The 21,483-nt window shown below is 68.5% G+C and carries 24 protein-coding genes; 16 read left to right on the top strand and 8 right to left on the bottom strand.

Going from position 1 to position 21,483, the window contains the following annotated elements:
- The first annotated feature begins 59 nt into the window (after positions 1-59).
- The 4 genes from J1C47_RS00220 (at position 60) to J1C47_RS00205 (ending at position 1,807) form a co-directional block, all read left to right on the top strand.
- Positions 60-410 carry an SUF system Fe-S cluster assembly protein gene (locus J1C47_RS00220; RefSeq protein WP_207349066.1) on the top strand — a complete coding sequence of 117 codons (351 nt, stop codon included), beginning with the start codon at positions 60-62 and terminating at the stop codon, positions 408-410.
- Positions 411-420: 10 nt separating this feature from the next.
- Complete coding sequence (locus tag J1C47_RS00215) at positions 421-840, top strand: VOC family protein (protein WP_207348701.1); 420 nt, start codon at positions 421-423, stop codon at positions 838-840.
- Positions 841-948: 108 nt separating this feature from the next.
- Positions 949-1,329 carry a Fe-S cluster assembly scaffold SufA gene (sufA, locus tag J1C47_RS00210; protein ID WP_207348700.1) on the top strand — a complete coding sequence of 127 codons (381 nt, stop codon included), beginning with the start codon at positions 949-951 and terminating at the stop codon, positions 1,327-1,329.
- An 85-nt stretch (positions 1,330-1,414) separates the two neighbouring features.
- On the top strand, positions 1,415-1,807 hold the full coding sequence (locus J1C47_RS00205; protein WP_207348699.1) for a TfoX/Sxy family protein: 393 nt from the start codon (positions 1,415-1,417) through the stop codon (positions 1,805-1,807).
- Between the two features lie 339 nt (positions 1,808-2,146).
- Here the strand turns inward: J1C47_RS00205 and J1C47_RS00200 are convergent, their stop codons facing one another.
- Positions 2,147-2,425 carry a DUF1127 domain-containing protein gene (locus J1C47_RS00200; RefSeq protein ID WP_207348698.1) on the bottom strand — a complete coding sequence of 93 codons (279 nt, stop codon included), beginning with the start codon at positions 2,423-2,425 and terminating at the stop codon, positions 2,147-2,149.
- 105 nt (positions 2,426-2,530) lie between these two features.
- Between J1C47_RS00200 and J1C47_RS00195 the strand changes: the two genes are divergently transcribed.
- Entirely contained in the window at positions 2,531-3,949 is a 1,419-nt protein-coding gene (locus tag J1C47_RS00195; protein ID WP_342591899.1) for an aminotransferase-like domain-containing protein, read from the top strand.
- 76 nt (positions 3,950-4,025) lie between these two features.
- Positions 4,026-5,051 carry an alpha/beta hydrolase family protein gene (locus J1C47_RS00190; protein ID WP_207348696.1) on the top strand — a complete coding sequence of 342 codons (1,026 nt, stop codon included), beginning with the start codon at positions 4,026-4,028 and terminating at the stop codon, positions 5,049-5,051.
- Positions 5,052-5,102: 51 nt separating this feature from the next.
- On the opposite strand, the gene J1C47_RS00185 is transcribed toward J1C47_RS00190, so the two are convergent.
- Entirely contained in the window at positions 5,103-5,687 is a 585-nt protein-coding gene (locus J1C47_RS00185; protein ID WP_207348695.1) for a Uma2 family endonuclease, read from the bottom strand.
- 207 nt (positions 5,688-5,894) lie between these two features.
- On the opposite strand from J1C47_RS00185, the gene gatB reads away from it, so the two are divergent.
- From gatB to J1C47_RS00155, 6 genes are all read left to right on the top strand, one after another.
- Complete coding sequence (gene gatB / locus J1C47_RS00180) at positions 5,895-7,394, top strand: Asp-tRNA(Asn)/Glu-tRNA(Gln) amidotransferase subunit GatB (protein WP_207348694.1); 1,500 nt, start codon at positions 5,895-5,897, stop codon at positions 7,392-7,394.
- A gap of 368 nt (positions 7,395-7,762) precedes the next feature.
- On the top strand, positions 7,763-8,638 hold the full coding sequence (locus tag J1C47_RS00175; RefSeq protein ID WP_207348693.1) for a hypothetical protein: 876 nt from the start codon (positions 7,763-7,765) through the stop codon (positions 8,636-8,638).
- A gap of 33 nt (positions 8,639-8,671) precedes the next feature.
- Complete coding sequence (locus J1C47_RS00170) at positions 8,672-9,175, top strand: GNAT family N-acetyltransferase (protein ID WP_207348692.1); 504 nt, start codon at positions 8,672-8,674, stop codon at positions 9,173-9,175.
- A 211-nt stretch (positions 9,176-9,386) separates the two neighbouring features.
- Positions 9,387-9,857 carry a phosphate-starvation-inducible PsiE family protein gene (locus J1C47_RS00165; RefSeq protein WP_207348691.1) on the top strand — a complete coding sequence of 157 codons (471 nt, stop codon included), beginning with the start codon at positions 9,387-9,389 and terminating at the stop codon, positions 9,855-9,857.
- 89 nt (positions 9,858-9,946) lie between these two features.
- Entirely contained in the window at positions 9,947-10,330 is a 384-nt protein-coding gene (locus tag J1C47_RS00160) for an NADH:ubiquinone oxidoreductase subunit NDUFA12 (RefSeq protein ID WP_207348690.1), read from the top strand.
- A 276-nt stretch (positions 10,331-10,606) separates the two neighbouring features.
- A complete protein-coding gene (locus J1C47_RS00155; protein WP_245396275.1) occupies positions 10,607-11,050 on the top strand; it encodes a DUF2155 domain-containing protein in 444 nt (147 codons plus the stop codon).
- Here the strand turns inward: J1C47_RS00155 and aat are convergent.
- The 5 genes from aat to J1C47_RS00130 all read right to left on the bottom strand — a co-directional run bounded on the left by aat (position 10,990) and on the right by J1C47_RS00130 (position 16,246).
- Positions 10,990-11,658: a leucyl/phenylalanyl-tRNA--protein transferase gene (gene aat, locus J1C47_RS00150; protein ID WP_207348688.1), complete on the bottom strand. Its 669-nt coding sequence runs from the start codon at positions 11,656-11,658 to the stop codon at positions 10,990-10,992. The genes J1C47_RS00155 and aat overlap by 61 nt on opposite strands.
- Before the next feature lie 119 nt (positions 11,659-11,777).
- Positions 11,778-13,124: an acetyl-CoA carboxylase biotin carboxylase subunit gene (gene accC / locus J1C47_RS00145; RefSeq protein WP_207348687.1), complete on the bottom strand. Its 1,347-nt coding sequence runs from the start codon at positions 13,122-13,124 to the stop codon at positions 11,778-11,780.
- Positions 13,125-13,137: 13 nt separating this feature from the next.
- On the bottom strand, positions 13,138-13,617 hold the full coding sequence (gene accB / locus J1C47_RS00140; RefSeq protein ID WP_207348686.1) for an acetyl-CoA carboxylase biotin carboxyl carrier protein: 480 nt from the start codon (positions 13,615-13,617) through the stop codon (positions 13,138-13,140).
- Positions 13,618-13,966: 349 nt separating this feature from the next.
- Positions 13,967-14,743, bottom strand: a complete 777-nt coding sequence (locus J1C47_RS00135; protein WP_207348685.1) for a DsbA family protein — start codon at positions 14,741-14,743, stop codon at positions 13,967-13,969.
- Between the two features lie 108 nt (positions 14,744-14,851).
- Complete coding sequence (locus tag J1C47_RS00130) at positions 14,852-16,246, bottom strand: M48 family metalloprotease (RefSeq protein ID WP_245396274.1); 1,395 nt, start codon at positions 16,244-16,246, stop codon at positions 14,852-14,854.
- Positions 16,247-16,399: 153 nt separating this feature from the next.
- Here J1C47_RS00130 and J1C47_RS00125 point away from each other — a divergent pair, with 153 nt between their 5' ends.
- Positions 16,400-17,560 carry a pyridoxal phosphate-dependent aminotransferase gene (locus J1C47_RS00125; RefSeq protein WP_207348684.1) on the top strand — a complete coding sequence of 387 codons (1,161 nt, stop codon included), beginning with the start codon at positions 16,400-16,402 and terminating at the stop codon, positions 17,558-17,560.
- Between the two features lie 106 nt (positions 17,561-17,666).
- Here J1C47_RS00125 and J1C47_RS00120 read toward each other — a convergent pair whose 3' ends face one another.
- The gene (locus J1C47_RS00120; protein ID WP_207348683.1) at positions 17,667-18,383 is read right to left on the bottom strand and encodes a GntR family transcriptional regulator; all 717 of its coding nucleotides are present in this window, start codon (positions 18,381-18,383) and stop codon (positions 17,667-17,669) included.
- Positions 18,384-18,452: 69 nt separating this feature from the next.
- Here J1C47_RS00120 and uxaC point away from each other — a divergent pair, with 69 nt between their 5' ends.
- The 3 genes from uxaC to J1C47_RS00105 all read left to right on the top strand — a co-directional run bounded on the left by uxaC (position 18,453) and on the right by J1C47_RS00105 (position 21,483).
- Positions 18,453-19,859: a glucuronate isomerase gene (gene uxaC / locus J1C47_RS00115; protein WP_425354525.1), complete on the top strand. Its 1,407-nt coding sequence runs from the start codon at positions 18,453-18,455 to the stop codon at positions 19,857-19,859.
- A gap of 35 nt (positions 19,860-19,894) precedes the next feature.
- Positions 19,895-20,884, top strand: coding sequence for a TRAP transporter substrate-binding protein (locus J1C47_RS00110; protein ID WP_425354524.1), 990 nt, complete (start codon positions 19,895-19,897; stop codon positions 20,882-20,884).
- 83 nt (positions 20,885-20,967) lie between these two features.
- Positions 20,968-21,483 carry a TRAP transporter small permease gene (locus tag J1C47_RS00105; RefSeq protein WP_342591898.1) on the top strand — a complete coding sequence of 172 codons (516 nt, stop codon included), beginning with the start codon at positions 20,968-20,970 and terminating at the stop codon, positions 21,481-21,483.

Below are 21,483 nucleotides of genomic sequence, written 5' to 3'. Positions count from 1 at the left end.
CGGCCGGGACGGGCGGGGGCGGGCCGGCCACCGACGACACGGCAGCCGCCAACATCGCCATGGCGGGCGGCGGCGACGCCGCCTCCGCGATTCCCGCCGAGGAGCTTTCGCGCCTGACCGACGACATCATCGGGGCGCTGAAGACCGTCTACGATCCCGAGATCCCGGCCGACATCTACGAGCTCGGCCTGATCTACAAGATCGACATCGACGACGAACGCAACGTCGACGTCGAGATGACGCTGACGGCACCGGGATGCCCGGTCGCCGGCGAGATGCCGATCTGGGTCGAAAACGCCGTCGGCTCGGTCGACGGCGTCGGCCAGGTGAAGGTCGACATCGTCTTCGATCCGCCCTGGACGCCGGAACGCATGAGCGAAGAGGCCCAGGTCGCGGTCGGCTGGTTCTGAGCCCGAGGCGATGGCGCCGCCGCTGACCGGTCTCCTGGAGACCTGCCTCTATGTCGACGACATGGCGCGCTCGCGCGGCTTCTATCGGCGCCTGCTGGGCTTCGAGCCGATGTTTTGCGAGGAGCGGATCACCGTGTTCCGCCTCCCGGACGCCAGCGTGCTGATCCTCTTTGCCCGCGGCGAGACGCTGGAACCGGTCGAAACGCCCGGCGGCACCATCCCGCCGCATGACGGCAGCGGCCCGGCGCACTTCGCGCTCGGCCTCGCGGAGGATGCGCTCGACGCCTGGCGGGCGCATCTCATGGCCTGCGGCATCGCGATCGAGAGCGAGGTCGCCTGGTCGAACGGCCGCGGTCACAGCCTCTATTTCAGGGATCCGGACGGCCATGCCGGCGAACTGGCGACGCGCGGGCTCTGGGCGCGCTCCTGAGGTCGCCCGCCGCCGCCCCGCCGGCCCCGCTGCGGCTTGCGCAAGCTTCGCAAAACGCCCATCTTTCAAAGAGATTTCGCAAGGGCAGACAGACGAGAGGAAACCGCGATGAGCCGTTTCGCCGTGATGACCATGACCAGCGCCGCCGCAGAGCGCATCAAGTCGATCGTCGACGCCAGCGAGAGCGCCGCCGACGGCATCCGCGTCGGCATCAAGAAGGGCGGCTGCGCCGGCATGGAATACACCGTCGACCTCGCCGACGCGCCCAGGACCAGCGAGGACGTCGTCGAACGCGACGGGGCGCGGGTGTTCGTCGCCCCCGAAGCCGTGCTGTTCCTGCTCGGCACCGAGATGGACTACGAGACGACGGTGCTGCGCTCCGGCTTCGTCTTCCGCAATCCCAACCAGACGTCGGCCTGCGGCTGCGGCGAATCGGTCGAGCTGAAGCAGGCCGATCTCGCGGCGATGGCCGCGGCCCAGGGCGCCTGACGCCGGCGATCGTCACTCCGCAAGGCGGGCGAGACGGCGAGCGGACAAGACGGGAGCGCCGCGACACGGAACGGACGGGCAGGGGATGGACGAGGCGTTTCTTCAGGACCTCTTCGGCTCGCTCGGCGGCGTCGCCGTCCGGCGCATGTTCGGCGGCCAGGGCATCTACAGCGAGGGCCGCATCGTCGCGCTGGTAATCGGCGGCGTCCTCCACCTCAAGGGCGACGGCGAAAGCGAAGCGACCTACACGGCCGCCGGCCTCGAACGCTGGTGCTATGCGCGGCCGGGCAGGGCGCCGGTGGCGATGCCCTATTGGCGGTTTCCCGAGGCCGCCTTCGACGATCCCGAAGAGGCCGAACGCTGGATCGCCGTCGCCGATGCCGCCGCGCGCCGTGCGGCACTGGCGCAGAAGCCGCGGGCCGGCGGCAGGGGCGCCAAGGCGAAGCGGCCTGCAAAACCGGCCAAGCCGGCGGCCTGACCCTGGGCGCTGCGGCCCGGCCATGGCGTGTCTCGATGCGGCACTTTCCGGCGTCGCCCCCGATCATCTCCGCAGAGGGAAAGGGTCGAAGCGTCGCCCCTCTCCTTTGTCTTCCCTCGACTGCTGACGGGCGACGCCGGCCTCGGCCGCGCCTGTGTCGCCGGAGTGGCGTCGCCCATGTGATGTCGCCCGGACACCATCGCTCGGGCGTCGTTCGGGCGTCGTTCGGGAAGGCCTTTGCTGCGACGATCCCGCCGCCGAGGAGGAGCGCCGGGATCTGAGGATCGGACCCTGCCCGTCCGCCCCTCCGCCCGGGGCGGCGGGCCGCTTGGCCGGCGATCAGGACCAGTCGCTGCGCCACCTGATCCGGTCGGCAGCCCTCAGCGCCTCGTCGCGCGTCAGCCCGACGTCCCGCAGCTGATCCGGACCGAGCGAGACGATGTCGCGCCGCATCCGGCTGCGGCCGCGGGCGGCTGCCGAGCGTGCGAAAAGCCCTTCGATCAGACGGCGGAACGCCGTCGCCAGCGCCGTGCGGACACCGGCGCCGCCGTTCCACGAAGCAGCCGGGGTCCGTCCGGACCGGTCGCGCGAGGCAAAGCGTGCGTGGATCGTCGTCATGGTGACATCTCCTTCAAATCGGCGCAATATGTATTGCCCCCTTGTATTCCAATGTTGAAGCAGTACAATGACAAAGGCATCCGGGTGACAAAGAGAGGTGTTAGGGTGACAATACAATTTGCCATCTCGACCGACGAGACGACGCCCTTCTACCTGCGGCTCGCCGATGCCATCGAGCGGGCGATCGTCGACGGCGTGCTGCAGCCGGGTGACAAATTGCCCCCCCAGCGCGACATCGCCTTCGACCTCAAGGTGACGGTCGGCACCATCGGCCGGGCCTATCAGATCGCCCGCGAGCGCGGCCTGACGACCGGCGAGGTCGGCCGCGGCACCTATGTCCGCCGGATCGAGAGCGAAAAGCGCCAGGACATGCCGCAGCCCTTCTCGAAAGACATGCCGAGGGTGGAGAGCGGCGGGCGGGAGCCGGGCGAGGCGCTGCTCGATTCCACCGCGGCGCCGAATGTCGGCCAGGGCAAGGTGGTTTCCGCCACTTTCGCGGCGGTGCTGGCGGAGGCCGGCGACGCTGCGCTCGACTATGTCCGCGGCGTGCCGGGCGGCTGGCTGGAGGCTGGGGCCCGCTGGCTCGCCACCGGCGGCTGGACGCCCGACCCCGCCAGCGTCGTGCCGACGCTCGGCGTCAATGCGGCGATCCAGGGGATCATTGCCGCGGCCACCCATCCGGGCGACCGGATCGTCTTCGAGGAATTGTCCTATGCCGCCGTCGCCCGCGCCGCGACGATGATCGGCCGCCTGCCCCTCACCGTCGGCATGGACGAGGAAGGGATGCTGCCCGAGGAGCTCGAACGCTGCGCCGCGCGCCAGCATCCGAGGATGATTTTCCTGATGCCGGCGGTGAACAATCCGACCGGCGCCTGCATGTCATTGAAGCGGCGCGAGCAAATTGTGTCTATTGCGCGTCGATACAATCTGCTGATTATCGAAGACAATATCTACGGCAAGATCACCCCGACCACCATTCCGCCGATCGCCTCCCTGGCGCCGGAGCGGACGTTCTTCGTCGGCGGCCTGTCGAAGAGCGTCGCCGCCGGCATCCGGGCGGGCTGGGCGGCCTGTCCGCGCGGCCAGGCGGTGCGGGTCACGGTGGCGCACAACCAGATGACCGGCGGCCGGCCCTATCTCAACATGGAGGTCGCGGCGCGGCTCGTCCTGTCGGGCGAGGCGGAAGCGATCCGCGCCGAGGTGATGGCCGAGATCGCCGCCCGCAGCGCCATCTTCGACGCGGCCTTCGGGGTGCGCACCGGCGGGCAGGCGGCGGCGGTGCCCTATCGCTGGCTGCCGCTGCCGGCGCCCTGGACCTCGCCGGCCTTCCTGCTCGCCGCGCGCAACCACGCGATCCGGATCGACGGCGAGGACGAGTATCAGAGCGTGCGGGCGGACCGGCAGCACCACTGCGTGCGGATCGGACTCTCGGCGGTCAAGGAACGCGACACGCTGGCGGGCGCGCTCGCCGTCCTGAAAGGCCTGCTCGACAGCGGCAGCATCTCCTATGTCAGCGTCGCCTGACGCTCTTTGACCCGACCTTTCGGTCGCCGCGCATTTTCGCTAGGAAAAGGCGGGGCCGCAGACAAGGGATACTGCCGTGCAACGCCCGATCCTCGCCCTTCTCGCGTCGATTGCCGGAACCGCCTTCGCGGCGACCGCGGTCGAGGCCCAGTCGACGCCGGCGGCCAGCCCGGCCGTCTCCGCTCCGCGTTCCGCCCCGAGCGGCGCCGCTTCGAGCCGCGGGCCGGACGGCTACCGCCTGCTCGTCGAGGCGGGCCGCGACGGCGCCCTGCCGGGCGATGCGGCCGGGATTGCCGTCATGACGCTGCCGCGGCCGGCGAACAATCCGGGCCCGCAGCGGGACATCGCCGTCGCCAAACGCGCCAGCGGTCCCGATCTTGCGGCGGTCGCCGGCCAGCTGCCGGACCTCGGCTGGTACGACCGGAGCGTCGGCGAGCCCTGCCGGATCGACTGGAGCGAGCGTTGCGGCTGGCTGTCCGAGGCGCTGGCGGCGGATCTGAAGGCCAAGCTCCGGGACGCGGGGGCCGAGCCCGCGGAGCATTCGGAGCCCTATTACTACGTCTCGCGCTTCGGCCCGGCCGAGCGGCTCCTCGTCTCGCGGACGGCGCGCTTCGGCGACGGCGACTTCACGCTGGTCTTCGCCCTCGCCGACCGCGACGGTAACATCGAGACGACCGTCGCGCTGCCGCTGACGCGCTCCGCCCAGGGACTCGAAACCGGCGACGAATCGGCGAACCTCGCGGTGCTCGCGGCGTCCCAGGACGATCTCGGCGCGGTGTATCTCACCGTCGACACGCCGTCGCGCTGCGGCGACCGGCCGCGTCGGGCGGGCCTTCTCGTCAAGACCGACGCCGACGTCGCGAGCGCCGTCTGGGTGAGCCCGTTCAACGTCTCGGACACCAACGTCGTGATCAACGGCGACCGGGTCTATGCGGCGAGCGGCGGCAGCTGCGAGAAGGACTATCTCTACGAGCTCGACGCGGCGAGCGGCACGATCACCGGCCGCAACCTGCTGCCGACCGCCGCGGACTTCCTCGTCGGCGCCGGCGACCACCTGCTCCTCGATCTCTACGAGGGGGCGATGGGTTATCGGTTGCGGTGAGGGGAGAGGCATCCGCAGCGGCGGGGCCGCGCCCGAACAAGAGCCGACGACTCAGGGCTCGGTCCGCCGGACGCCGCGGTAGAGTTCCGACAGCGGCAGGGTCACGCCCAGCGCGGCGATGGCGACTTCGCCACTGGTGAGCTCCTGCGGCGCTTCCGGCCATCCGGCCCCGGCGCGCTGCCAGACCCACAGATGCGCCTCGTCCTGTGCGGCGATCACATAGGCCTGAAGATGGTCGAGGCCGAGATATTCGAGACGTTTGGCGCCGAAATCGATCTTCGCCGTCGATTCCGACAGGACCTCGACGATGAGGATCGCATTGGCGATCCGCCCGTCGAGGTCGTCGCTCGCGGGTTCGACCAGAACGTCGGCGAAGCGGATCGAGCGTGGGCCCGTCTGGACCGCGAAGTCGCCCTGCGTGACCATGTAATCGTCAGGATCGAGCGCTGCGTGCAACAACCGATCGAAATTGCTCACGACACGCGCATGGGCGCGCTTGACGAAGGGCATCATGACCGGCGTCCCGTCGTCGAGCTCATAGCGATCCTCGTGGGTCTCGAGCCAGTCGAAGAATTCGTCGACCGACATGTTCGTCGGAAGGTCGCCACGCGACCTCTGTTCTGCAAGCGAGCTCATCACGACGTCCCTCGCTGATGGTGAGGCGATGCCTAAACTAGCATATTTGAGGTGGCGCGTGGGCGATCGAAGCGTCACGTCTGCGAGCCGGACCGGCCGCGCAGGGCTTCGGGCGATCGCCCGCCGAAGCGGCGGGGCGCTTGAACGCCCACAGCCTTTGTTCTAGCCAAACCCTTCGAGACCCTACCGAACACCCGGATGCGATCCATGACCCTCGTCGACACCCGCACGCCAGACCCGAAGTCCTTCATATCCGGCGCCTCCGGCGACTGGGAGGTGATCATCGGCATGGAGGTGCACGCCCAGGTGAAGTCCGAGGCGAAGCTGTTCTCCGGCGCCTCGACCGGCTTCGGCGCCGAGCCGAACTCGCATGTCAGCCTGGTCGACGCGGCGATGCCCGGCATGTTGCCGGTGATCAACGAGGCATGCGTCAAGCAGGCGATCCGCACCGGGCTCGGCCTCAAGGCGGCGATCAATCACCGCTCGGTCTTCGACCGCAAGAACTACTTCTATCCCGACCTGCCCCAGGGCTACCAGATCTCCCAGTACAAGGACCCGATCGTCGGCGAGGGCACGGTGGTCGTCTCGGTCGGCCCGGACAAGAAGGGCGAATTCGAGGACATCGCCGTCGGCATCGAGCGCCTGCATCTCGAACAGGATGCCGGCAAGTCGATGCACGACCAGCATCCGACCATGTCGTTCGTCGATCTCAACCGCTCCGGCGTCGCGCTGATGGAGATCGTCTCGAAGCCCGACATGCGCTCCTCCGAGGAGGCCAAGGCCTATCTCACCAAGCTGCGCACCATCCTGCGCTATCTCGGCACCTGCGACGGCAACATGGACGAGGGCTCGATGCGCGCCGACGTCAACGTCTCGGTGCGCCGGCCGGGCGGGCCCTTCGGCACGCGCTGCGAGATCAAGAACGTCAATTCCATCCGCTTCGTCGGCCAGGCGATCGAATCGGAGGCGCGCCGCCAGATCGCAATCATCGAGGACGGCGGCGTCATCGACCAGGAGACGCGGCTGTTCGACCCGGTGAAGGGCGAGACCCGGGCGATGCGCAGCAAGGAGGACGCGCACGACTACCGCTATTTTCCCGATCCCGATCTCCTGCCGCTCGAATTCGACCAGGCCTATGTCGACGCGCTCCTGAAGGAGCTGCCGGAGCTGCCGGACGACAAGAAGGCGCGGCTCGTCGGGGAGGCGGGCCTGTCGGCCTACGACGCCTCGATCCTCGTCTCCGACAAGGCGATCGCCGACTATTTCGAGAAGGTCGCGAAAGGCCGCGACGCCAAGCAGGCGGCGAACTGGGTGATCAACGATCTTCTCGGCGCGCTCAACAAGTCCGGCAAGGACATCGCCGAGACGCCGGTCTCCGCCGAACAGCTCGGCGCGATCCTCGACCTGATCCGCGAGGGCACGATCTCCGGCAAGATCGCCAAGGATCTCTTCGAGATCGTCTGGGCGGAGGGCGGCGACCCGAAGCAGCTCGTCGAGGCCCGCGGCATGAAGCAGGTGACCGACACCGGCGCCATCGAGAAGGCCGTGGACGACGTCATCGCCGCCAACCCGGACAAGGTCGAGCAGGCGAAAGCCAAGCCGTCGATGGCCGGCTGGTTCGTCGGCCAGGTGATGAAGGCGACCGGCGGCAAGGCCAACCCCCAGGCGGTCAACGCGCTGGTGAAGGAGAAGCTCGGCGTCGAATGACGCCGGCGCGGCTCCTCCGGCACTGGAGGGCACTGGAGCGGGATGACATGAGCGTCGCTCATCCTCCCGCTCCATCTTCCCGTTTCCGCATGATCCTTTCCGAAAACCGGTTCGGACGTTTCGGGATCATGCTGCAGCCGGGCGGTCTTCACGAGACGATGCCGAATGTCGGAGTGAGACGGCGGGCGGCGATCCCTCTTTTCAATTTCCTTACGTTACGTTAGGCAGATGAACGCAGGGCCCCGCGCCGCCGATCCGGTCGGCCGATCGGGGGCTTTGCGTCATGTCTTTCGCGACCGACGAAGCGGCGCGGGGGATCGGCCGGCGTTGCATCGGGCTTCGGCCCAAAGGGGGAAATCTTGAAAACGATGCAGTCACTTTCGTTCGCGCTTTTCTGCGGCGCCGCTCTCCTCGTGCCGGCTGCCGCGAGCGCCGGTCCGGCCGAGTGCCTCGTCGAGGCGGAGGGCCAGACGATCTTCGACGGTCGCTGCGACTTCAAGGGCACCGACAAGGACGGATCCTTCGAAATCTCCGGGGCAGGCCTCACCGGCAGCGTGATGGTGGATCCGGGCGCCGCGACCGGCATTGCCTTCTACGAGAACCGGACCGGCCGCGGCAAGAACGGCTCGTGGCGGCTCGGGGACGTCGACCGCGACGGCGCCTGCTGGAAGAACCAGTATGGCCGCATCTGCGCCTGGACGCTCGGCACCCGTCCGGGACAGGGCGGTCGTCGGGCTGCAGACCCGGTGCGAGCGACGCCTGTCCGCCAGGCGGGCGAAAGGGTGGGCGAGCGCTACAGGTTTCCCTATGCCAGGCTCGGCGAATGGGAGGTGGCCCGCTACACCTTCGATCCTGCCGGGCGGAAGCTCGATCATTGTTCCGCCATCAAGATGACCGGCAGCGAAGAGGGCCTGCGCGTCGTTTCGAACCTCGAGAACACCGCATACGGCTTCAGCGGCTACGCAACGGCCGCCTCGCCCGCGCCGCTCGCCGTCGCCTGGTGGTTCGACAACGATCCGCGCCCGGTGCATTATCAGACGGCCATGACGGTGGACCGCGATCCGGAGGGCTTCGACTGGCGGATGCTGTTCGAGACCAACGACGAACCGGGCAGCGCCGACAGCGTCATGAATTCCAATGTCGTCCACTACGCCTATGTCGTCGACGGACAGGACCATGTCGAGAGCTTTTCGCTCGCCGGCAGCAATGCGGCGCTGAAGGCGGTGTTCGACTGCCGCGACTGAGGGGCGGGCGGGAAGAAACGGAACCGGGTGAGAATGACCTTCTTCGTGCGAACGGCGGGCCGCAACGATCTCGAGGCGATCTCGATCCTCCTCCGCGAGACCTGGCACGACACCTATGACGGCATCTACGGGCCTCGGAAGGTGGCGGAAATCACCGCCTCCTGGCACTCGGTCGCGGCGCTGGAGCTGCGGCTGACCCGGCCGGAATCGGAGTTCATCGTCGCCGACGACGGCGAGACCATCGGCGGCATGGCCTTCGCCGCCTCCTCCGATCCGCAGAAGAAGCTGGTGATGCTGCATCAGCTCTACGTCCGCCCGGAATGCCAGGGGCAGGGGATCGGCAGCGATCTCCTGCAGGAGATCGTCGACGCCTTCCCGGATGCGTCGACGATGCGCATCGAGGTCGAGACGGCGAACGAGAAGGCGCTGCGCTTCTACGAAAAGCACGGTTTTGCCGAGATCGGCCGCACCGACAATTGCGGCAAGGACGACAGCGGCATTCCCGCCGCGGTCTACGAAAAGCCGCTGCCCGGCTGAGACGGGCTCTTTACGCCCCGAAGGCCGCGCCGGCGCGACGTCCGTCAATCGCGGAGGCCTTTTCGAAGCGCCTGAGGCGCCCGAGGCGGCCGACACCAATCCTTCGCGTACGCCGCCGGTTTGCGCTGCAGGATGGACGTTTCGCCGCAAGGCGCCAACTGCCCTTCGCGAGGACCGCCCGCACCATGCGGCCCCCCGGGGGAGCGCGACCATGCATCTGGTCAAACTTTACTTCCGCTTCGAGCGCATCGTCGCCCACATGCTGCTCGTCGGCATGGTCGGAGTCGTCCTCCTGTCGCTTTGGAGCTTTCTGCGGGCGACCGGCCTCGCACTCTTCGATCTCGGCCATCCGCTGGAATACGACGCCTTCCAGACCCTGTTCGACCGGGTCCTGGCGGTCGTCATCGCGCTGGAACTCGCCCATTCGATCCATCAGATGGCGATCGGCGACCACCGTCTCGCACAGGTGAAGACGGTGATCGTCATCGGCGTCCTCGCCGTGGTGCGCAAGCTGATCCTGCTCGAGGTGAACAACACCTCCGGCGCCTTCCTCGCCGGCCTTGCCGGTGTGATGGTGGCGCTCGGCCTGCTGCTCGTCATGGTGCATTTCGTCGACAGGCGCGAGCAGCAGGGCAAGGCCGCGACGATCACCGGCGAGCCGGGCCGGCGGGAGGCGGACTGACCGGCGAGGCCGGGCCCGCCGCCCGATCGGGTGGACATTTGGTGCCACCCGCCGCATAAGGGGCCGAACTTCGACGGATCGGAATCCCCATGAAGGAATGGCTTCTAGAGATCTTCACCTGGTGGCAGGGCCAGACGGTCGGCACCCGCTTCCACACCTGGCGCTTCGGCAAGAAGGTCGGCGAGGACGAGTTCGGCAACGTCTACTACACCAATGCCGACGGCTCGCGCCGCTGGGTGATCTACAACGGCCCGGCCGAGGCTTCCCGGATCCCGAGCGGCTGGCACGGCTGGATGCACCACCGGGTGGACGCCGCGCCGAGCGAGGAGACCTACGAACCGCGGGAATGGCAGAAGGCCTTCGAGCCGAACCATACCGGCACGGCCAAGGCCTATCGCCCGTCCGGCTCGCTGCTGCGGCCGGGCATGGAGCGGCCGCGCGTCACCGGCGAATACGACGCCTGGACCCCGTGAGCGGCTGCCGGGCGGGATCGGGCGGCGGGAAGACTACCGCCTCCATGCCGGTTCGCCGGGCGATCTCTCCGGCGCGCGGCGGCAGGCTCCCGACCCTCGACGGTCGCCTCTCGGCCTAGAGCACAGTCGGGCGGGTGCGGGCAGGCGCGGGACTGCCGACCTTGAGCCCGTCGCCCCGACGCCGCAGGCCGGGCTCATCCCCGCCAACGCGACCTTCCGGCTTTCGATTCGAGCATGATCCAGATCCCAGCCCGCCCGAGACTTTCCCGGATGTTCATGGCACACGCCCTGGCCGCCATCCTGGCGGCGCTTGTCCTGCCGGGCGTTTCCCCGGCCAATGCCCAGGCCGAGGACGACAGCCCGCCGGCGGAATTCGCCAAGCCGAAGGCGCGCATCAAGAATCCCGTCGCGGTTTTTTCCGGCCTCGACAAGATCACCGGCCGGATCACCACCTTCGACGTCTATATCGACGAGACCGTGCAGTTCGGCGCCCTGCAGGTGACGCCGCGGGTGTGCCTCACCAGTGCGGAGGGCGAGGCGGAGAAGACCGACGCCTTCGTCCAGGTCGACGAGATCACCCTCGACCGCAAGATCCAGCGGATCTTCTCCGGCTGGATGTTCGCCGATTCGCCCGGCCTCAACGCCGTCGAGCATCCGGTCTACGACGTCTGGCTGAAGAGCTGCAAAACCGAATCGGACGTTCCCGCCCCGGCCGGATAGAAGGTGGCGCCGACCGACAGCGCGTCCTGCAGCATCGCCTGATAGGCGTCGCGGTCGATTTCCACCGCGCCGAAGCGCTCGAGATGGGCGGTGAGGAACTGCGTGTCGAGGAGCAGGTAGCCGCCACGCACCAGCCGTTCGCACAGGAAGGCGAGGGCGACCTTCGAGGCGTCGGTCGCCCGCGAGAACATGCTCTCGCCGAAGAAGGCGCCGTTGATCGAGACGCCGTAGAGGCCCCCGACGAGGCGCCCGTCTTCCCAGCATTCGACGGAATGCGCGAAGCCTTCCCGATGCAGCGCGAGATAGAGGTCGCGGATCTGCCGGTTGATCCAGGTCTTCTCGCGCCCCGGAGCAGGCTCGGCGCAGCCGTCGACGACGGCGACGAAGGCGCTGTCGACCGTCACCGAAAAACGCTGCCTGCGGATCGCCTTCTTCAGGCTGCGTGGCAGGTGCAGACCGTCGAGCGGCAGGATGCCCCGCTCGGTCGGATCCACCCAGAAGATCTGCGGGTCGTCGGCGGCTTCCGCCATCGGGAAGATGCCCGCGGCATAGGCCTTGAGGAGAAGCTCCGGCGTGATTCCGGGGGTCCTTGCGCCGCGTCCCGCCATCTTCGCCTCAGCGTCCCGGCCGACGGGTGCCGCACCGGTCGCCCCCGCGGGGAGACGATCGGCGCAATCCCCGCGACGTCACGCCGGCCGCCGGGCGGCCGGAATCGCAGCGGCGGCAGTCAGGCCTTGCCGCCGGCGAGATACTTCTCCAGCCAGTGAATGTCGTAGTTGCCGGCGCCGATGTCGGCATTGTCGACGAGATCCCGGAACAGAGGCAGCGTCGTCTTGACGCCGTCGACGACGATCTCGTCCAGCGCGCGCCGCAGACGCATCATGCATTCGGTGCGGTTGCGGCCGTGCACGATGAGCTTGCCGATCAGGCTATCGTAGAAGGGCGGGATGGCATAGCCCTGATAGACGCCGGAATCGACGCGCACGCCGAGACCGCCCGGGGCATGATAGTAGGTGATCGTGCCGGGCGAGGGGGCGAAGGTGCGCGCGTCCTCGGCGTTGATCCGGCACTCGATCGCATGGCCGGCGAAGACGACCTCGTCCTGGGTGACCGAGAGACCCTCGCCGCTAGCGACGCGGATCTGCTCGTGGACGAGGTCCATGCCGGTGATCGCCTCGGTCACCGGGTGCTCGACCTGCAGGCGGGTGTTCATTTCGATGAAGTAGAACTCGCCGTTCTCGTAGAGAAACTCGATCGTGCCGGCGCCGCGATAGCGCAGGTCCGACATGGCTTCGGCGCAGATCCTGCCGATGCGGTCGCGCTGCTCCTGCGAGAGCGCCGGGGAGTTCGCCTCCTCCCAGACCTTCTGGTGCCGGCGCTGCAGCGAACAGTCGCGTTCGCCGAGATGGATGGCGTTGCCCTCGCCGTCGCCGAACACCTGGACCTCGATGTGCCGCGGCTTTTCGAGATATTTCTCGATATAGACCGCGTCGTCGCCGAAGGCGGCGCCCGCCTCGGCCCGGGCGGTCTGCAGCGCGACGGAGAGGTCGTCCCGCGACCGCGCCACCTTCATGCCGCGGCCGCCGCCGCCGGCGGACGCCTTGACGAGAACCGGAAAGCCGATCTCGTCGGCGATCTTCAGCGCCTCGCCGTCGTCCGTCACCGCGCCGGCCGAACCGGGGACCACCGGGATGCCGAGCCGTTTCGCCGTCCGCTTGGCCTCGATCTTGTCGCCCATCACCCGGATGTGCTCGGCCCGCGGACCGATGAAGGTGATGCCGTGAGCGTCGAGGATCTCGGCGAAGCGGGCGTTCTCCGACAGGAAGCCGTAGCCCGGATGGACCGCGTCGGCACCGGAGATCTCGCAGGCCGCGACGATCGAGGGAATGTTGAGATAGCTCTCGCGCGAGGGCGGCGGGCCGATGCAGACGCTCTCGTCGGCGAGGCGCACGTGCATCGCCGCATTGTCGGCGGTGGAATGGACCGCGACGGTGGAGATGCCGAGTTCCTTGCAGGCGCGCAGCACCCGCAGCGCGATCTCGCCGCGATTGGCGATGAGGACCTTCTTGACCATGAAGCCCGCCTCTTTACGCGATGACGACGAGGGCTTCGCCGTACTCGACCGGTTGGGCGTTCTCGACCAGGATCTTGGTGACCTTGCCGGCGCGCGGGGCCGGGATCTGGTTCATCGTCTTCATCGCCTCGATGATCAAAAGCGTCTCGCCTTCGGCGACGCTCTGGCCGATCTCGATGAAGGGCTTGGCGCCGGGGGCGGCGGCGAGATAGACGGTGCCGACCATCGGCGACGGCACGCTGCCGGGCTCCGGACCGCTCGCCGCAGCCGTCGCCGGGGCGGGGGTCGCGGCGGCGCCCGGCGCCGCATGGGCCACCGGGCCCTGCTGCTGGTAGTAGACCGGCGCCGGCTGCGGCGCCTGTTCGACCTTGCGCGTCACTCGGACCTTCATCGAGCCGTTCTCGACCTCGATCTCGGTCAGGTCGGTCTCTTTCAGGATCGCCGCGATTTCACGCACGAAACGCGGATCGACCGTCATGTCTTCCTTGGGCATGGGATTCCTTGCACCGTTGCGGATTCGCGGGGAGCTGCGCGGCGTCTTTCAGGGCCGCCGCGCGGCGATCGGCACGAAACCGGCGCTCTCCCGCGGTGTTCAGTCTCTCGACGCACGGGCACGCACATCCGATCCGGCCCGCCGCCACTATGCGACGGCGATGGCGAATGCCCCGGTTGCAGCAGAAAGGACGTGCTGTCGGCAGCGATCGGCATGTTGGCTCTGCGCTCACGCTGCGGGACATCCCGGCATGCGGCCGTCGATGTTGACGACGCCGTATAAGGCGTCACGCTCTATTCGCAAAGCGCTAAATCTCGCCAACGGCGTCCGGGACGCGGAAATACGCCCGTCAGCAGGAGGCGCTGCCGCAGGACCGGACGTTGGCGATGGCGGTCTTCAGATTGTCGAGCCCGACGGCGCCCGGCAGCACCTCGTCCTTGATGACGTAGCTCGGCGTGCCGTTGACGCCGAGGGCCTCGGCGACCTGCTTGTCCCGGGCGATGTCCGCCTCGATCTGCGGCGAGGCCATCGCCGCTTCGAGCGCTTCGCCGTCGACGCCGAATTCCGCCGCGACGGCGAGTGCCCGCTTCTCGTCGGCAACGCCGCGCGAGGCGAGGAGCTTGCGATGAAACTCCGCATAGGCCTCAGGCTTCAGCTGGCGGAAGGCGAGGCTGACCCGCGACGCCTCGATCGATTGCGGCCCTAGCACCGGGATCTCCTTGAGGACGAATCGCAGCTTCGGATCGTCCTTCAGCAGCGCGTCCATGTCCGACAGCGCATGCTTGCAGTAGCCGCAATTGTAGTCGAAGAACTCGACGACGGTGACGTCGCCCGACGGGTTGCCGAGGGCCGTGCCTTCGGGCGTCGCGAAGATCGCGGCGGAGTTTTCGGAAATCGCCTTCTTCTGCGAGGCGCTCGCCTCGGCCGTGCGCTTGGCCTCGAGGGCGTTGATCGCCTCGACCAGGACCTCGGGGTGCGAGACCAGATAGTTCCGGACGATCGTCTCGATCTCCTTCGTCTGGCCTGCGTCGAAGCTCGTCGCGTCCGCCGCCGCGGCAGGGGCGGCGAGGGCCCCGGTGATCATCAGGGCCGCGAGCGTGGCGCGAGCGGGGCGTCTTGGGGCCATCGGGGAAGATCCTTCGCGTGGTCGTTCAGCGGCAAGTGGAAACCGCGGGCAGGAGCGGGGTCGATTGTGGCATTTTGGCGGGCCCCGCGCATCCTCGTCCACGGCCGCTCATCGGGACTTGACCTCGATGATGTCCTTGGCGCGGCGCCAGGCGGGCGTTCCGGGCTGGAGCTTGCCCTGCGCCCGCGCGGCGAAGACCTTCGCCTCGGTCAGCGAACCCATGTTCCAGTAGCCTTCCGCCGTCGCGAGTTCCGCCCGCCCGACGTCGCCCATGCGGCTGTAGGCCATGGCGAGATAGCGGTAGCCGGCGGCGTTCATCGGATCGCTCTGCAGGCCGGCCTGGATCAGCTGGACGGCGCGCGGCAGATCGGCAGGCCTGCCGGAGACGACCATCGCCTGGCCGATCTCGGCCTGCAGCAGCCCGGAGCCGGAGCGGTCGAGCTTGGCCGCCCGCGCGAAGGCCGCCGACGCCTCCTGGCCGCGGCCCGCCTCGAGGAGGATCTCGCCGCGCATCTCCTGGAACCAGGGATTCTTCGGCCGCTCGGCGATCAGCGCGTCCATCTTGGTCAGGGCGCTGTCGGTGTAGCCGGTGAGAAACGTGGCGATGGCGTCGCCATAGCGCGCCGCGATGCCGCGCGGATCCTTGGCGAACAGCCGCCTGACGTCGCTCATTCCGCCGGCATAGGCGGCGATCTTCGCCCGGGCGAGATCGTGCCGCTCGGCGAGCGCGGCGGGGTCGGCCCTGCCGTAGGGGGTCAGCCGCTCGGCCGCGTCGGTGATCGCGGCGATCCGGTCGCGCGGGGCCGGGTGCGAGGAGAGATAGTTGCGGCCGGGAGAGGTGTCGAACAGGCTGCCCCGCTCCAGCCGTTCGAAGGTCTCGACGAGGCCCTTGCCGGACTGGCCGGTCTTGGCGAGATAGCCGATCGCGGAACGGTCGGCGATCGTCTCCTCGCCCTGCATGTAGGTGAGCACCGAGCGCTGCGCCGCGGCGCCGCCGCTGGCGAAGATGCCGGCGCCGGCGCTGACCGCGCCGTTGGCGCCGGCCGCCGTGCCGCCGACGGCAACGCCGGCGCCGAGCAGCGCGGCGACGACGGCCATCACCTTCGCCCCCTCCAGCCGCTCGCGCAGCCGATGCTGGTGGCCGCCGGCGAGATGCCCGATCTCGTGGGCGAGGATGCCGATCAGCTGGTTCGGCGTCTCGGCGAAGGCCACCGCGCCGGTGTTGACGAAGATCCGCCGCCCGAGCACGAAGGCGTTGAAGTCGCGGGAGTTGACCAGCACGATCTCGATCCCCGAGCGCGACAGGCCCGCCGCCTTGAGGAGCGGCGTCGCATAGTCGGAGATCAGGCTCTCGATCTCGGCGTCGCGGGTCACCGGCAGGTTCGACTTGTCACGCCCGGCCGCGGCGGCGGACGGCGCGAAGCCGAGGCTGGTCGCCACGAGGCTCGCGGCGACGACGAGGCTGGTCATCCGGCCGGCGATCTGGTCGAGAAAACGTCGCATGTTCCGTCCCTTGTCCACCTGCGCTAGTGGACCCGAACGCGGGCGTGTATCAAGCGCACCGCTTCACTCTTTCGTCAGCGCCGCCGCATCGTTTCCGCGGCGTGGACGTTCCGACACGATCCGTTTCCAACGCCAGCTGCCGACGAACCGTTCATGACCGAAGCCTTCGCCTCCCGCCGCTCCGACGTCCTGCCGTTCCGGGCGATGGACGTCCTCGCCGAGGCCAATCTCCGTCTCGCCCGCGGCGAACCGGTGATCTCGCTCGCCGTCGGCCAGCCGGACGCGCCGACGCCGGCCGCGGCTCTCGAGGCGGCGCGCCGGCATCTCGAACGCGGCCGCATCGCCTATACCGACGCCTCGGGGCTTTCCGGGCTGCGGCGGCGAATCGCCCGCCATTACGGCGAGGCCTACGGCGTCGAGGTCGAAGCGTCGCGCATCGTCGTCACCACCGGCTCGTCCGCCGGCTTCAACCTCGCCTTCCTCGCCGCCTTCGACCCCGGCGCGCGGATCGCGCTCGCGGCCCCCGGCTATCCGGCCTATCGCAACATCCTGCGGGTGCTCGGGCTCGTGCCCGTCGAAATCCCCGTCGACGTCTCGACCGGCTACCTCCTGACGGCGGAGCGCCTCGCAGCGGCGCACCGGCAGGCGCCGGTCGACGGCGTCCTCGTCGCGAGCCCGGCCAATCCGACCGGGACGGTGACGCCGCCGGCGGAGCTGCAGCGGCTGATCGGCTTCTGCGAGGACGCGAAGATCCGCTTCATCTCCGACGAGATCTATCACCGCCTCGCCTATGCCGGCGGCGAAGCGACGGCGCTGTCCTTCTCCGACGCGCCCTTCGTGGTGAACTCCTTCTCGAAATACTACTGCATGACCGGCTGGCGGGTCGGCTGGATCGTGCTGCCGCCGGAGATGGTGCGGGTCGCCGAGCGGATCGCCCAGAGCCTCTACATCTCGCCGCCGGAACTCTCGCAGGTCGCGGCCGCGGCGGTCTTCGACGCGACCGAGGAGCTCGACCGGGTGCGCGAGACCTATGTCCGCAACCGCGACCTCCTGATGCACGAACTGCCGACCCTCGGCTTTCGCGACATCGCGCCGATCGACGGCGCCTTCTACGCCTATGCCGGGATCCCGGAGGGCGAGGCGAGCGCCTCGGAGTTCTGCCGCAGGATCCTCGCCGAGTGCCACGTCGCGATGACGCCGGGCATCGACTTCGACCTCGATCGCGGCGAAGGCTTCGTGCGCATCTCCTACGCCTGCGGCCATGCGGCGCTGCGCGATGCGCTCGGCCGGATGCGCAGCGCCGCCGGCCGCTGACCGAAGCGAGACCCGCGGCCGCCGCGGGCGACGGGCACACTTGCCCCGAGGCGTCGCGCCCGACCGGCGGCGCGCCGTCGCGCGAATCGGCGCATGAGAAGCCGCGTCATGGCTTCTCGGCAGCCCGGTCGCCGTCCTCGAAATATTCCGCGAATTCGCTCTTCAGCCTCTCCAGATGCTTGATGATGCGGCCGAGATGCAGCCGCATCGCCGCTTCGGCGCCGGCCGCGTCGCCAAGGCGCAGCGCCTCGAAGATTGCGAAGTGGTCGTCGTAGACCGCCGGCTGTCCGTAGGAGAGGGTGAGGAAGCGCATCCGGTCGAGCTGCGCCTTCTGATCGTCGATCAGCGCCCAGGCGAAGCCGCAGCCCGCGCCCTCGGCGATCAGCCGGTGGAACATGTCGTCGAGCCGGTGGAACTCGCGCCGGTCGTCCGCCTCCTGCGCGGCGCGCTGGCGGGCGAGATTGTCGGTCAGCTCGTCGATGAGGGCGGCGTTGCCGGCCCCGCAGGCCTGACGCACCACCGCGACCTCGAGCGCCTCGCGGATGAACCTGGCATGCAGCACCTCTTCGACCGAGATCTTGACGATCTCGGTGCGGCGCTGCGGCTGGACGTTGAGGTAGCCGATGCGGGCGAGGCGGATGAAGGCCTCGCGCACCGGCTGGCGCGACACCCCCATCTGGCGGGCGATCTCCGCCTCGGAGATCCGCATGCCGGGCTTCAGCCGCAGCTCGAGGATCGCGCGGCGCAGATCCTGATAGACGGCGTCCGCCATGGTGGCGCGGACCGGGGCGGGGGGCGGCGACAGGGCCATCTCGACGCTCATGGGCGCTCCTCTTGACAGCTTTCGGATACTACCATACCAGACCTTTGGCAACGAGGCGGGAGGACGATCGTGGCGCTTCTCAGAGAAGACCGGCTGTTTCCAGCGGACGAGGCGGGACGAAAGGTCGCAGCGGCGCTCTACGAAACGGTGAAGGCGCTGCCGATCGTCTCGCCCCACGGTCACACCGAGCCGCGCTGGTTCGCACAGAACGAGCCGTTTCCCGACCCGGCGCATCTCATCGTCGTGCCGGACCATTACATCTTCCGCATGCTGGTTTCGCAGGGGGTGGGGCTCGCCGAACTGGGCGTGCCGTCGGTCGACGGGTCGCCGGTCGAGACCGACGGCCGCAAGATCTGGCGGCGCTTTGCCGAGCACTATCACCTGTTCCGCGGCACGCCGACCCGGCTCTGGCTCGACCACACCTTCGAGAAGCTGTTCGGGCTCGACGTCCGGCTGTCGGCCGAGACGGCGGACCGCTCCTACGACCATATCGCCGAGAAGCTCTCCCGCGACGAATTCCGCCCGCGGGCGCTCTACGAGCGGTTCGGCGTCGAGGTGATCGCGACGACGGAGAGCGCGCTCGACGACCTGAAACATCACCGGGCGATCCGCGACAGCGGCTGGTCGGGGAGGGTGGTCACCACCTACCGGCCGGACGCGGTGGTCGATCCCGACTTCGCCGGTTTCACCGACAATCTGCGGAAGCTGGGCGAGATCACCGGCTGCGACACCTTAGGCTTTGCCGGCTACATCGAGGCCCATCGCAGGCGCCGCGCCTTCTTCCGCGAGCACGGCGCGACGGCGACCGACCACGGACATCCGACCGCCCGCACGGCGAATCTTGCGCCGGCAGAGGCCGCGGCGCTCTACGACAGGGTGAAGGCGGGCGGCGCCTCTCCCGAGGATCGCGAGCTGTTCCGCGCCCAGATGCTGACGGAAATGGCGAAGCTCTCCGTCGAGGACGGCATGGTCATGCAGATCCATGCCGGCTCGTTCCGCAATCATTCGGACGGCATCTTCGCGCGCTTCGGCCGCGACAAGGGCTTCGACATCCCGCAGCCGACCAACTACGTCGCGGCGCTGAAGCCGCTGCTCGACGTTGCCGGGCTGGAGAAGGGCTTCACGCTCATTCTCTTCACGCTGGACGAGACTGTCTATTCGCGCGAGCTCGCGCCGCTCGCCGGCGTCTATCCGTGCCTGAGGCTCGGCCCGCCCTGGTGGTTCTTCGACAGCGCCGAGGGGATGATGCGCTTTCGCCAGACCGCGACCGAGACCGCCGGCTTCTACAACACCGTCGGCTTCAACGACGACACCCGCGCCTTCTGTTCGATCCCCGCCCGCCACGACGTCGCGCGGCGGGTGGACTGCGCCTATCTCGCCGGGCTGGTGACGACCGGCCGCCTCGACGAGGACGAGGCCTTCGAGGTGGCCCACGACCTCACCTACCGCCTGGCCAAAGAGGCCTACAGGCTCTGACCGGCGGCATCGCCGCCATTTTCTGGGAGGAAGACATGCGTATGACGAAAGCATTTGCCACGGCGCTCGCCGTCGCCACCGCGCTCGCGGGCGGAACGCTCGCGGCGGCGGCCCAGGAGATCGTGCTGCGATCCGCCGACACCCATCCGGACGGCTATCCGACCGTCGAGGCGGTCAAGTACATGAGCGACGTCCTGAAGCAGTCGACCGACGGCCGGATCTCCATCCAGGTGTTCGATTCCCACCAGCTCGGCGAGGAGAAGGAGACGATCGAGCAGACCAAGTTCGGCGTCATCGACCTCGACCGCGTCAACTTCGCGCCGATGAACGGCATCGTGCCGGCGACGATCGTCCCCTGCATGCCCTACATCTTCACCTCGAAGGAAAACATGCGCGAGGTGATGGACGGACCGATCGGCGAGGACATCCTGAAGGCGTTCGAACCGGCGGGCTATGTCGGCCTCGCGGTCTATGATTCCGGCGCGCGGTCCTTCTATAATTCCAAGCATCCGATCAAGACGCTGGACGACCTGAAGGGCCTGAAGTTCCGCGTCATCCAGTCGGACCTCTTCGTCGACATGGTCAACGCGCTCGGCGCCAACGCCACGCCGATGGCCTATGGCGAGGTCTATTCCGGCCTGCAGACCGGGCTGATCGACGGCGCCGAGAACAACTGGCCGAGCTACGAATCCTCCAAGCACTACGAGGTCGCGAAATACTATTCGCTCGACCAGCACTCGCAGTGCCCCGAGGTCTTGATGATGTCGAAGATCTCCTGGGACAAGCTGTCGCCGGAAGACCAGAAGGCGGTGCGCGAGGCGGCCAAGAAGTCGGTCACCAAGATGCGCGAGCTCTGGGACGCCCAGGAGGCGAAGTCCCGCAAGATCGTCGAGGATGCCGGCGTCGAGATCAACGAGGTCGACGTCAAGCCGTTCATCAAGGCGATGGACCCGATCTACGAGAAATACGCCGACACGCCGGAGCTGAAGGAGCTCGTCAAGCGCGTCCGCGACACGCAGAAGTAACCGGCTTTAGCCGCGGCGGCCCGCCCGCGCCTCGTGCGGCGGGCGGGCCGCCTTTCGACGCTCTTCTACGGGAAGGGAATTTCGTGCGCACCGTCGCGATCTGGTTCGGCCGCCTGGCGACCGGCGCTCTCTGGCTCTCGGGCGTCGGCCTCGTGCTGATGACCGCCTTCACCGCCTGGCAGGTCTGGGGCCGCTTCGTCCTCAACGATTCGCCGAGCTGGACGGAGCCGGGCTCGGTCCTGATGATGGGCTGGTTCATCCTGCTCGGTTCCGCGGTCGGCGTGCGCGAGGGCTATCACCTCGGCTTCGACATCCTGATCGTCGTCCTGCCCGAGGGGCCGCGCAAGGTCCTGGTGACGATCAGCGACGTCGCCGTCACCGGTTTCGGCGCGGCGATGGCCTGGTACGGCTTCCTGCTCGCCGCGGGCACCTGGAACAACATCTCGCCGGCACTGAAGATCCCGGTCGGGATCAGCTACACGCCGCTGATCGTCGGCGGCATCCTCATCGTCCTGTTCTCGCTCGAGCGGATCCTGCGCCGGCTCGCCGGGCTGGAAGAGCCGCATCTCGAAGCGGAACCTGCGGATTCGGTCGCCTGA

It is taken from the genome of Jiella sonneratiae (assembly GCF_017353515.1).
Lineage (GTDB): Bacteria > Pseudomonadota > Alphaproteobacteria > Rhizobiales > Rhizobiaceae > Jiella > Jiella sonneratiae.
This window is presented reverse-complemented; position numbering and strand designations above follow the sequence as displayed.